Raw genomic sequence first — 12,148 nt, forward strand, 5'->3', positions numbered from 1 at the left:
TAGACCAGGGTAGCTCCGCGACGAAGTGATGACAGGTCGGTACCCAACCCACGAATACCAGAGAGATCCACCGTCGCTGATAGCCCCTCGCTTCCTGAGCCGTAGGCATTGAGGACAATCACATGTAGTAAAGCCAACCGACCCCTTGACGGGTCAATCCATACCAGGAGGGAGCTTTAGCTCGCGATGATTGAGACGGTGGGCAATGGGACCCTGCAAGGGCTTTCTTATCTTTCAGGCGCTAAGCCCGTGGAAGCGGCTGTGTTTGTCAGCATAAGTACGTGTTTGCAAAGGTAGCAGGGCTTTTCGAAGCGATACGGTGGTATCACTTAGCCCCCATCTTTTGCTAGGAGAATATCGGCCCGGTGTTAAAACCTCATCTTTTCCTAACAACTGCTGATGGTACCGCTGAGTCATCTGCTGTAAATCTAGCGCAGTATCACGGTGACAAACAGGATATTGGCTCAGCATTTCAAGAACACAGAGCGAACGTTGGAACTGCTCATGAGGCATAGCAGTAGCGAGGGTTTCGAGCTCTCTCCAAGTAGGCCGATACCCTTTATACCAGATGGAATCAGCCAGCTTTTTGATATCCTCAACAGCACTCTCAAGAGGACGAGCCCCCACCCGATATAGCTGCTTATGCGTGACGGAAAACTGCATCTTTAACCCTCGCTATGATGATACTCATCCAGCATCATTTTCAGATTACCTAAAATACGAGTTTCATCGCCAACATAGTAACTGATCGCTTCCCGAGCTAACCGTTCGAATTCTTCGATATCAACATAGGGGAGTTGCAACAATGTTTGAATATCATTTTGGTCGCGTTCGCCAAAACGACCAAGCTTTGAGATTGCCACATCTAGCGCACTCGCGACATAGACTTCAACGTTAGGGGCATGACTTTGGATCATCAACCGAATGACACGATCTTCATAATCTTCATGCAATGGAGCTAATGTCGTGTTAAAGCTGATATCTAGCTCCAATATTTGCACAACTCCTGCATCATCGGTAAACACATAGGCATCTTCGCCTAGAAGGGCGATAATATCAGACTTCTTAGCCAATCCATGTGATGCTACCTCAGCGTCAATATCGGCACTGCCTCGAGCTTGTGTGTGGATATGAACCGCACAGCCACCGAATACAATAGCCTGGAAGACCCCCTTTTCTCCGCTCCCATAGACAGGCACGAGCACATCAAAAAACTCAACTAGCGCGCGCCCAAGTGGTGTGTTGGGCTCGATGATTGGGTAATTACCTGGCGCAATCGGCATAATCTCTCCTAAACATACAAGAAAACGTGCCGCCGTCGCCTAATCAATTAGCCCCTACGACGGTTGCTTCATCGCCTAATCAGGTGCCCTCCTACACCTGCCTTCGGCAATGCCCCGATAAACTGCTGTAGGAGGGAGTTTTTATCAATCAGCGCGAAAAACCGCTTACTTTTAGTGAGCGGATGGATAGCGCGGCATCCGCAGGATGCCCTTGCTGATGATTTGCACAGTGCTATACTGCTCACGTCGACACGACCTACCGAGGGGCACTCGGAAAGTGACGTCTGTGGAGACGATGTGAGACCTGGGGGATATGAGTTGGTTCGCCACCGTAAAAATCCCCACTGTGGGACTTTTACGGCGATAACCAAGCCATTCCCTCGGGCAATCGTCTTGGAAGCAGAAACCAGGAAGGTAACAACCTGGGAATCCCCTTCCTTTCCGTCGCTAGACGGCAGCGCAAGCTGAGGGAGGGGAGGATGTCAAGGCTGTAGATTAAGCTTCACCTAGCAGCCCTAAGCTGGCGGCGGGGGCTTGTCTACGCAGGCTGTAGGAGAGCGCATGGCCGATGACACCTATCAGCAGCGCGCCGCCAATGGGGAGTGTGAGCCATAGGCCGATATGTAGGCGCGGAGTTAAGTCGAGCCAGTAGAGGTAGAGCGCGGCGGTGGCGAGCTCTGCAAGCACCGCCCCTAGCAGGCCACTGGCAAACCCGAGCAAGGCATATTCGGCCCCTTGCACGCGGGAGATCATCCGGTTGCCTGCACCAAACACCCGCAGCAGGCCACTCTCGTGGGCGCGTACCGGGCGGCTGGCGGTAAGCGCGGCGTAGAGCACACTCACGCCCGCCAACAGCACCAGGATTAGCACTAGCTCCACCGCGCGGGTTACCTGGGTCAACACATCGCGCACCTGCCCTAGAATAGCATCTACGTTGAGCAGTGAGACACCGGGGAAGTCGCTGACCAGCTCACGCACCAAGCCCTGCTCTTCGTCTGGCAGATGGAAAGCGGTGATGAAGCTATGGCCGAACGATTCCAGCACGCCGGGCGAGAAGATCACGAAGAAGTTCGGGTTAAAGCTGTCCCAGTTCAGGCTGCGCAGGCTTTCGATGCGCGTTTTGATGCTGTCGCTGCCTACGGCGAATGTGATTTCGTCCCCTAAGCCCAAACCAAGACGCTCAGCCAAACCATCCTCCACCGAAATGGGAACAGTTTCTGAGTCGCTAGAAGGCGTCGCGTCCACTTCGCTCATCCAGCCTTCTGGCTCACTGGCGGGGGCAAACCACTGCCCTGCGACCACTTGGTTGCCTTCGGGTAGTTCGGATTGCCACGTCAGGTTAAGTTCACGGCGCAGCGAGTTGTCGCCTCGGGCATCGGCGGGCACCGCATCTCTGGGCGCTTGTCCGTTAATCTCGGTAATACGCCCACGCACCATGGGGTAAAGGGTGCTTTGGGTATCGACCCGAGGTGCCACCGCTTGCTCGAACGCATCCCGCTCGCCGGGCTGAATGTTGATGGCAAAGTAGTTGGGGGTGTCTTCTGGCAGTTGATCTTGCCAAGTAATGAGCAGATCCCCACGCACCTGGACGATCATCGCCATGGCAAAAAACGTGACCGAAAATGCCAGCAGTTGGCCAAGCCCCGCCTGCTTGCGGCGGGCCAGTTGACGCCCGCCCAAGCGAAATGCCTGAACCCACTCGCCGCCGCCCTTAAGGCGCTGCACAGCGCGAAGCAAACCTTTCAGCAATAAAGAACTCACGCCCCACAGCAGTGCCAGTAAAGCCGAGCCCCCCACCAGAAGCGCCAAGGCTAGAGGGAAGCTGCCTGAATAGAGCCACAGCAGGCCACCAAATACGATGCTGGCCACCCCCACCACCAGCCAAGCGGCGGGCGGCAACGGGTCCAGCTCTCGGCGCAGGACTTTAAGCGCGCTCACCTGCTTGATACGCAGCAGCGTTGGCCCTGCAAACCCGACCAGCACCGCCAGCGCGGTGAAGATACCGAGCCATAGCGGCATAATGCCAGGGGGTGGCAGCGTCATGGGCAGAAAGCTCGTTAATAGCCACAGCAGTACGGCTTGGCCGACCAAGCCCAGCAGCGCGCCAATGAGGGAGGCCATGAATGCCAACCCAATCAGTTGCAGGCTGAAAATCGTCACAAGCTGATACTGGCTGGCACCAAAGCAGCGCAGCAGCGCGGCGGTATCCAGGTGACGCTCTACGTAGCGGCGGGTCGACATAGCAACCGCCACCCCAGCCAACAGCACCGCTGCTAATCCGGCAAGGCCTAAGTAGCTTTCCGCACGTTGCAGGGCATTACCCAACTGCGGGCGGTCTACCCGCACATCACGCACTTCTACCCCATCACGCCGTAGCTGTGCCAACAAGCCTTGCACCTGATCTAACGCGGCGGGCGGCCCGGCGGCCAGTAGTTCAAACTCAATACGTGACCCTGGCTGTACTAGGCCAGTGGCTTCAAGGTCAGCGGTATTGAGCATCAAGCGCGGGTTGAAGTTACCAAAGCCAGCGGATTGGTCCGCTTCGCGCTCGATAATCCCGCTAATGGTCAGCTCCGTTTGCCCCACTTGCACGCGGTCGCCAATCTCTATCTCGATCAGCTCGGCTAGCCGTGGGTCTGCCCAGGCTTCGCCTGCAGGTGGGCCAGAGGCGATTTGCTCAACGCCGTTGCCCCTATCTACGTGAGAAACACCGTAGTGCGGGTACACGTCATCCACCGCTTTGAGGCTGGCGGGCTGGAAGCGCTCCCCCTGGCTGATCATGGAGACCAGATCCACTTGGTCGCTCAGTGTAAAACCCGCCTGCTCTAGCGTATTGCGCAGCTCTTCAGGGAAAGGGTCGCGCTGTTCAAGCACTAAATCGCCCCCCAACATCTGCCCGGCTTGGCGCTCAAGGCCGCGCTCCAAGCGATCAAGAAAGAAGGCAATCATGGTGGACGCGGCCACCGCCAGAACCAGCGCCACAAACAGCGCCTGTACATCCGTCGCACGCAGGTCGCGCTTTAAGCTCCGAGCGGCCAAACGCCAGTTGATATCACTCATCGCCTTCCCCGCTGTTGGCTGGGGCTGGCTCGAACGGGACGAGCTGGCCGTTAGTGAGGCGCAGGCAGCGGTCGCAGCGGCGCGCTAAGGCGTGGTCGTGGGTGACGAGAATCAGCGTCGTGCCCGCTTCTTTATTCAACGTGAAGAGCAGGTCGATGATCTGCGCGCCGGTATCCGGGTCCAAGTTGCCAGTCGGCTCATCGGCAAACACCAGCTCAGGGTCGGTCACGAAGGCACGCGCAATGGCGACACGCTGCTGTTCACCGCCAGAGAGCTGTTTGGGCTGGTGGGAAGTCCGCTCGCCAAGCCCTACACGCTCCAACCACTGCTGAGCAGTACGGGTTTCTCCGGCGCGGGGAGAGAGTTCTAGCGGCAGCAGCACGTTTTCCAGCGCGCTGAGGGTCGGCAACAGCTGAAAGTTTTGAAACACGAACCCCACTCGCCCTGCCCGCAGTGCGGCGCGGCCATCCTCATCCAGGCGGCTCAGCGCATGGCCGAAAAGCGTCAACTCACCGTCGCTGGGCGTATCCAATCCGGCCAACAGGCCTAGCAGCGTCGACTTACCCGCCCCGCTTTTACCCAAAATAGCCACGCTCTCCCCCGCCGCTACGCTTAACGACAGGTCGTGTAAGATGGTTAGCGTGCGTTCACCGCTGGTCACTCGTTTGGCCAGCTTTTCCGCGTGCAGCACTGGCTGGCTCACCGCTTCATGGGGAACCTTCTGGGCCGCCGATGAGTCGGTGTTGGACGAAGCCGCATCTTGGGTCGTGGTATTGGATATTGGGTCAGAGGAGTGAGGCATGAAACGTGGATTCCCTTTAGCAATTCAAAAACTGTTTCGTCAGACACTGGCCTTTCAGCGGGGGCAAACGGCCACCCGGCGTGGTGTGTCTAGCGCCGTCATGCTGATCATATTCTTGGGTGCTGCCCCTTTATACGCCAACACGCCTGAAGAGCACCTACCAACGCTCCTCGTCATGGGAGACAGCCTGAGTGCGGCTTATGGTATCGAGCAGGAGCAGGGCTGGGTCACGCTGCTGGCAGAGCGCCTCGACGGTGACGCACAGGTGGTGAACGCCAGTATCAGCGGAGAGACCACCTCAGGCGGTGCCCAACGTTTTGCCGATATTATCGGACAGCGTCAGCCGGATATCGTTCTTTTAGAACTTGGCGGTAACGATGGTTTACGCGGTTTACCTCCCGCTCAAATGCGCGCCAATTTAGCCACTATGATCGAGCAGAGCCAGCAAGCGGGTGCGGAAGTATTACTCCTAGGGATCGATATTCCGCCGAACTACGGTCAAGCCTACCGCGATGCCTTCACCGGGGTCTATCACTCTCTGGCACAGGAGTACGAGCTCTCGCTGGTGCCCTTCTTGCTGGAAGATATCGCTCTCAATCAACAATTAATGCAAAGCGATGGCATCCATCCTACCGCTGACGCACAGCCCATTATCTTAGATAACGTTTGGCCCGCCCTTGAACCCATGCTGGAAGAGACGTATCAGGCCTCTTCTCAATAGTATACTTGGTGCACAGCACCGACTGGCTAAGCACCGGTTTTTCATAGCTTGCACGCATGTAGTCTAAGAACTACAATATTTTTATGATCGCTATCAAACAGACCGACACTTACCGACGGTGGGAACGTAAGCTCCGTGATTCGCGCGCAAAAGCACTGATTGCTGCTCGTATTTTCAGGCTAGCCAACGGATTAGCTGGCGATGTAAAACCCGTTGGCCAAGGCATCAGTGAACTGCGTATTCATCATGGTCCAGGATATCGTGTCTATTTTAAACAACGCGGTAACGAGCTTGTCATCCTGTTATGTGGTGGCGATAAAAGCACGCAGCAAAACGATATCGATACAGCGCAGCGTCTGGCAGCACAATGGGAGGAATCATGAGCGATAAGATTTACGACTATGACCCGGCAGCAGCATTAGAGAACGATGAAGCCATCGCTCTCTTTCTCGCTGATGCGCTGGAAACCGGAGATGCCACTTATGTTGCTAAAGCGATGGGTATCGTAGCGCGTGCTAAGGGAATGACAGAACTTGCTCGCGAAACTGGCCTCTCCCGTGAACAGCTCTATCGTTCGTTCAGCGAGCAAGGCAACCCAACGCTGAAGACGATGTTAGCTGTCATGCGTGCACTGGGTATGGACTTAACGGCAAAACCACACCAAGAAGAACCCGTCATGTAAACATTGGTACTTTCTACTGAGGAGATATAGCGCTTTTATGCCTTAGCTTGTAGTCTTAAGCGATATTTGACCAACGCTAATGGCGTCCATGTCGACTTCATCATCCCCTCCATGCTGCTCCCTATCGCGCCGGCAATTTCTGGCTTCTGCTGGCGCGTTGTTATTGGGCGTTGGGCTGGGGATCAATCCCAGCTCTGCTGTGGCGTTCAACCCGCAACGGCTTCGGCAAAGTATGCAGCAGCTATATGGACAGGGGGGGCTCAGCGTTTTAGAAGAGTGGTTCGCCCTGCTGGAGCGCTTGCGCGGCCAGGATGTACAAGCCCAACTGCGTGACGTGAATGATTTTTTCAACCGCCGCATCCGCTGGGTGGAGGATATTCGCGTTTGGGGAGAGGAGGACTTTTGGGCCACCCCCCTGGAAGCGCTAGGTAAAGGTCAAGGCGACTGTGAGGACTACTCCATTGCTAAATACATTACCTTAAAACAGTTGGGAGTACCGGGGGAGCGCTTGCGTATGATCTACGTGCGCGCCCGTATTGGCCGTAGCCAAATCACCCAGGCTCACATGGTGCTAGGCTACTACTCAACGCCAAATGCCGAACCGCTGGTACTGGACAACATTGCGCCCTCTATTTCACCGGCTTCTCAGCGCAACGACTTAGACCCCGTCTTCAGCTTCAACAGCGACGGCCTGTGGGCAGGTGGCAGTTCAGAATCCCGTGCCGACCCACTGGCACGACTGTCGCGCTGGCGCAGCGTGATCGGGCGAATGCAATCACAAGGATTCATTTAAGAGGACTGGCGCTATGTCGCTGATTAAACAGCTTTGGCTGGCCATTATTGCACTCTTACTACTGTCGTTCGTAGGTAGCTTAGCGATCAGTATTACCAGCAGCCGTGACTACATCGAGCAGGAAGTGCGCATCAAGAACGCAGACAATGCCACCACCTTGGCCCTGTCCATGAGCCAGCTCGACAAAGATCTAGTGATTCTGGAGCTGCTGATCTCTGCACAGTTCGATACCGGCTACTATCGTTCGATCATTCTGCGTGACGCTGAGGGCGAGGTTCTTGTCGAGCGCCTCGCCGATGGATATAGCGGCGACGTGCCTGCATGGTTTAGAAGCTTAGTACAGTTTGATGTCCCCACCGGTACCGCAACGATTCAAGATGGCTGGCGACAGTTCGGTACTCTGGAACTAGAGAGCCAGCATAGCTACGCCTACGCGTCCCTATGGCGCAGTATGCTAGAACTTGCCGGCTGGTTTTTGCTGGCAGGGGCCATTAGCTTGGCGATTGCCACCGTCTTGGTGCGGGGCATCAAGCACCCGCTGGTACGCGTTGTGGCTCAAGCGAAAGATATCAGTGCGCGACGCTTCACGACTATCCAAGAGCCCCGCACCTTAGAGCTACGCGAAGTCGCCCAGGCGATGAACGTGCTGTCTGCCAACGTGCGCCAAATGCTGAGCCAAGAGAGTCAAAAGCTCGATGAGCTGCGTCGCGATTTGCAGCATGATCGGGTGACGGGAGCACTGAACCGTGATGTGCTGATGAGCAGGCTGGCCTCACTTCTGGGTAGCGACGATGCCCGTGCCACCGGCCTGATGGTCATGGTGCGGGTACAGTCGCTAGAGCACTTGAACGATCAGCTTGGCCACCATGCCACCGACCAACTGCTCAGCACGTTGGTTAAGGCGCTTGCCGATCTGGAAACCAGCGCCGACGAAGCGCTGATTGGCCGTTTGAACGGAAGCGACTTCTTGCTCATGCTACCACTCGAAGAGCAACCGGATGCCCTGCTGCCCCGTTTACAGCAAGCGCTGGCCACCGTTACTGCCAGCGCCCCTCAGGCCGATGTACGCTTGGCCACCGCGATCGTGGCGTATCACTCAGACGACGAACGCGGGCCGCTACTGGCTACCTTAGACGACGCCCTGGCCGAAGCCGAAAGCGGTAGCAGCTCAACGAATATTGCCCTACGCCAACGGGAACAAGGGTCGCTATTTGGCAACCATAACGAGTGGCGAACCGCACTGACCGTGGCCATCGAACAAGGCCCACAGTTGGCGTATTTCCCCGTGATCGATGCCCAGAACCAAGTGCTTCACTATGAATGTCCCGCACGATTGGAACTTGCCAATGCTTGGCAAACCGCCGGTCTCTTCATTCCTTGGGTAACGCGCTTCGCTCTCGAGCCCGCGCTGGACATGGCCGTCGTCAAAAAAGCATTGGGACAACTCGAGGCAAATCCTGATCAGCGTATCGGTGTTAACCTCTCGATTGCATCGATCAATAATGCCCAGTTCGTCAACGAGATGCGTTTACTGTTAGAAAAGCAGCCCGCTCTCGCCAGCAAACTGTGCTTCGAAGTACCCGCAACGTTAACGGCCCACTCCTTTGGTAGCCTACGCGGATTGTGTAGTGCTCTTCGCCCACTCGGCTGTCAGTTCGGCATCGAGCACGTGGGTGCCGAATTCACCAAACTCGCTGACTTGCACGATGTGGGGCTTGCCTACCTGAAGGTCGATAGCAGCTTGATTCGTGGGATTCACGTCTCGAACGAGCAGCAGACCATCGTGCGCGGCATGGCCACGCTGTGCCACTCCCTGGGTATCCAGGTCATCGCTGAGGGGGTCATTGACTCGGAGGAGTTACAAAGCCTATTCCGCACAGGCGTGGACGGTGCAACGGGGCCCGGTGTTCGCTTGAGCTAACACGGAAGACGACTCGAAGAAATAACACGATAGGAATGACGCGGCACCTGCCGCGTCAGATAATACCGCCGTCATCACCGATCAAGTTGACATCGTTCTTAGAACGAAGCGACTTACGCTCCATCACCTTGCTCTGAGCGGCGGCAGGCAAGTCGGTAAAACTGAGCACGCCCTTCTCCAGCAACACTTCCAGCATATCTTCGACGACCCGTACAAACGCCAAATCCGACGCGATCATTTGCGCCGACTGCCCCGTTTGCTGGGCCAGAAAGGCAAACACCTCCGGCGAGTCCGCCGCGATGGTGTCATTACACTCAGGCGAGGGCTCTTTGCTGAGCATGACAATCTCCCCACGGGCATTTCGTTTGATGTAGAGCATAGCGGCTTCCTCTGTAAGTAAACGCGCTTAAGTGTCGCTAAACGTAACACGTCACTGGAAACTACGAGGCCGCCCAGTGGGCGGCCTGTTGGGGTAGATTAAAGGTTATTCGATATCTAGCTTGCCATTTTGGATCATATGGAGGATGACATCCTGTGATCCGCCATCACCAAAGTCAGAGAAGCTCTTACCCTCTAAACGAATAACTTGATCAGCATTCTCTTTATCGCCTGCCAAGCCTCCTTCAGAGTTGACATACAGCACTGTATCACCGTTATCTTCTTCGGCGACAATATAGGCATCTAGCGAGTCACCGTTTTCATAATCCAATAACTCACCAATATCCAGTTTATCGCCTTCATCCGCATTGAAATCCATCACTGTATCAATGGCGGGGCTATCCGCAGTGCCTTGGTCGTTTAACTCCCACTTGAAGGTGTCAGCGCCGAGGCCACCGAACAGCAGATCGTTACCTTCGCCACCAATGAGATTGTCGTTAGCGGAGCCGCCGATCAAGATATCGTCACCAGCACCAGCGTCGATAGTATTGCTACCCCCATCAGTACGCACAGTATCGATTAAGGATTCCCAGTTTTCCCGAACATAGTCGAGAATCTGGTCATCATTAGGCATGGTTCCATTATGAACCTCCCACTTCAGGAACTCTCGCAGCCCTTGATAACCCAAGCCGTCGTGACTTCCTGCAGTGAAGACGTCGTCTGTATCCTGGTTCGTCCACTCGAGGTGGTCGGTATTGACAGTATCACCGAAGATAATGTCATCTCCCTGCCCTCCAGTAATGACGTCAGCACCTAAGGGCTCGAGTTCATCGAACTCAGAACTTCCCTCCAAAGCAGCTGCTAGATCTTCGGCGTTATTGACGATATTAACATCACCCGCCTGATCCGTTACGGTTCCAGCACCCCAATTGTAGAGACCGTAATTCCCATCAATCCAACCATAAGCCCAAAAACCTGAAACCGATTTGGACTCCTGGCCGACTGACTCTCCAGTAGTAGTGAAGAACTGCAAGTAGTCCTGATTAACATCAGACCCAATACCAATCCCTTCAACTTGGCTCAGCTCCGCCAACGGTTTAAAAGCATTGACAGAGTTTTGCAACACACTGTAACTAGTCGCATCGCCAGGCCCACTGACATTACCGTTACCTGTACGATAGTCGAAAGAAGGATCACCATCTGTTAGGAAGTAGGTGAGCTTTTCAAACTCGGCGGATGTCTGCTGTCCATCCTGAGCATTGAACCAGGCCACTGACTGCTCAAATGCAGCCTGATAGTTTGTACCACCGCCAGCCGAAAGCGCATCAATTGCTGAAATCAACTGGTTCACATTGCTCGCATTAAGCCCCTGAACCGTCACTGGTGACGAAGCATGGGTAGAGAATGGAACCAATTGCACATTGATCATGCCCTCGTGATCCTTGAGCTGATTGGCCAGGTTGACCAGCGCCTGCTTGGTCAGCTCCATGCGATCCAGGCCCGGCGTACCGGAAGAATTCCCCATACTCCCCGAGGTATCGACGATCAAGGAGATATTGTAGTTAGTGGCAGGGTCTACAATCGTGACCTTCCCACCACGGTCGCCAATGATGACATCATCGCCACCGCCACTTTCAATGGTGTTATCTCCGTTTCCTCCCACATTGAGCGACGCAGGTGGCTGAACCTCAAACGGCCGATCAGTCTCGTCCTCATAGGTATTACCAAATTGGTCATTTCCTACCACTTTAGCAGTCACATCTCCAGAAGATAGCCCCGCTACTTTATCGCTGGAAACATTCACTACCCACGAGCTGCCATCTGGATTGACTTGCGTGGTATAAGTCTCTCCGCCAACCGTAACTTCAACCGTATCACCAGCTTTCGCATCTCCACCAACGGAACCACTGATTGAGTGCTCTTCGTTAGACTCACTATTGCTCAGGAAGTCATCCCCACCAAAGAGCGCATCTATCGTGATCGTGGCTTCTGGAGCTACGTTGGCAACGCCTTTACTGTCATCATCGCTGTCGCTATTACCCGCAGGGTCCGTGACCGTGGCACTAACGCTTACGTTAGGCGCACCTTCGCTCACAGCCACCCAAACAGTAACACCGTTATTAATGTCCTCCTGATCCAGCACTACAGTAGTCAGCGTATTACCGCCCGCATCCTTAACGACCAGTGTATCGCCAACCTTAGTACCCGCTTGGAACGTCACTAAGGCTTCGACGCTATTTTGCTCGCCAGCAGCAATTTCGTCGATGTTGTAGACATCGTCGTCGCCAGCGCCCTGCAGTGCCACGGTGACCGTCGGGGCGGTGGTGTCGACATTGTATTCTTTCTCGCCGGTGACGTTGCCGGCGTTGCCGGCGTCGTCTGTCGCGGCGATCACGCCGTCGATGGTTTGGTCGGCGTCGGCGGCCAGGTCGCTGCCTGCCACGGCCACGCTCCACTCGCCTGCCGCGTTAACGGTGGTGGTGTAGCTGTCGTTGCCGTTGATGGTCA

General features: G+C 55.4%; 11 protein-coding genes. 5 read left to right on the top strand and 6 right to left on the bottom strand.

Annotation, left to right across the window (positions count from 1 at the left end):
• Window positions 1-234 precede the first annotated feature (234 nt).
• From NH344_RS17025 to NH344_RS17040, 4 genes are all read right to left on the bottom strand, one after another.
• Window positions 235-663, bottom strand: a complete 429-nt coding sequence (locus tag NH344_RS17025) for a hypothetical protein (RefSeq protein WP_044630554.1) — start codon at window positions 661-663, stop codon at window positions 235-237.
• A gap of 2 nt (window positions 664-665) precedes the next feature.
• Window positions 666-1,283 (bottom strand): DUF6036 family nucleotidyltransferase, encoded by a 618-nt coding sequence (locus tag NH344_RS17030; RefSeq protein WP_044630553.1) that lies wholly within the window; start codon window positions 1,281-1,283, stop codon window positions 666-668.
• Between the two features lie 495 nt (window positions 1,284-1,778).
• A complete protein-coding gene (locus NH344_RS17035) occupies window positions 1,779-4,343 on the bottom strand; it encodes an FtsX-like permease family protein (RefSeq protein WP_044630746.1) in 2,565 nt (854 codons plus the stop codon).
• Window positions 4,336-5,145: an ABC transporter ATP-binding protein gene (locus tag NH344_RS17040; RefSeq protein WP_044630745.1), complete on the bottom strand. Its 810-nt coding sequence runs from the start codon at window positions 5,143-5,145 to the stop codon at window positions 4,336-4,338. Before NH344_RS17040 ends, NH344_RS17035 begins: the two co-directional genes overlap by 8 nt.
• Here NH344_RS17040 and NH344_RS17045 point away from each other — a divergent pair.
• From NH344_RS17045 to NH344_RS17065, 5 genes are all read left to right on the top strand, one after another.
• Window positions 5,144-5,866: an arylesterase gene (locus NH344_RS17045; protein ID WP_253028189.1), complete on the top strand. Its 723-nt coding sequence runs from the start codon at window positions 5,144-5,146 to the stop codon at window positions 5,864-5,866. The two genes, NH344_RS17040 and NH344_RS17045, sit on opposite strands and share 2 nt — an antisense overlap.
• Before the next feature lie 83 nt (window positions 5,867-5,949).
• Complete coding sequence (locus NH344_RS17050) at window positions 5,950-6,249, top strand: type II toxin-antitoxin system RelE/ParE family toxin (RefSeq protein WP_239296521.1); 300 nt, start codon at window positions 5,950-5,952, stop codon at window positions 6,247-6,249.
• The gene (locus NH344_RS17055) at window positions 6,246-6,548 is read left to right on the top strand and encodes an addiction module antidote protein (protein ID WP_044630743.1); all 303 of its coding nucleotides are present in this window, start codon (window positions 6,246-6,248) and stop codon (window positions 6,546-6,548) included. The genes NH344_RS17050 and NH344_RS17055 overlap by 4 nt, the downstream gene beginning before the upstream one ends.
• Before the next feature lie 79 nt (window positions 6,549-6,627).
• Complete coding sequence (locus NH344_RS17060; protein ID WP_253028190.1) at window positions 6,628-7,341, top strand: transglutaminase-like cysteine peptidase; 714 nt, start codon at window positions 6,628-6,630, stop codon at window positions 7,339-7,341.
• A gap of 13 nt (window positions 7,342-7,354) precedes the next feature.
• Window positions 7,355-9,262 (top strand): EAL domain-containing protein, encoded by a 1,908-nt coding sequence (locus NH344_RS17065; protein WP_253028191.1) that lies wholly within the window; start codon window positions 7,355-7,357, stop codon window positions 9,260-9,262.
• A 55-nt stretch (window positions 9,263-9,317) separates the two neighbouring features.
• On the opposite strand, the gene NH344_RS17070 is transcribed toward NH344_RS17065, so the two are convergent.
• Both NH344_RS17070 and NH344_RS17075 read right to left on the bottom strand, forming a co-directional pair.
• Window positions 9,318-9,641 (bottom strand): tryptophan synthase subunit beta like protein, encoded by a 324-nt coding sequence (locus NH344_RS17070; protein ID WP_139526945.1) that lies wholly within the window; start codon window positions 9,639-9,641, stop codon window positions 9,318-9,320.
• Between the two features lie 105 nt (window positions 9,642-9,746).
• Window positions 9,747-12,148 (bottom strand): Ig-like domain-containing protein (locus NH344_RS17075; protein WP_253028192.1); only part of this gene is annotated, 2,402 nt, incomplete at its 5' end.

The sequence above is a fragment of the Halomonas sp. Ps84H-12 genome (genome assembly GCF_024124725.1).
Lineage (GTDB): Bacteria > Pseudomonadota > Gammaproteobacteria > Pseudomonadales > Halomonadaceae > Vreelandella > Vreelandella aquamarina.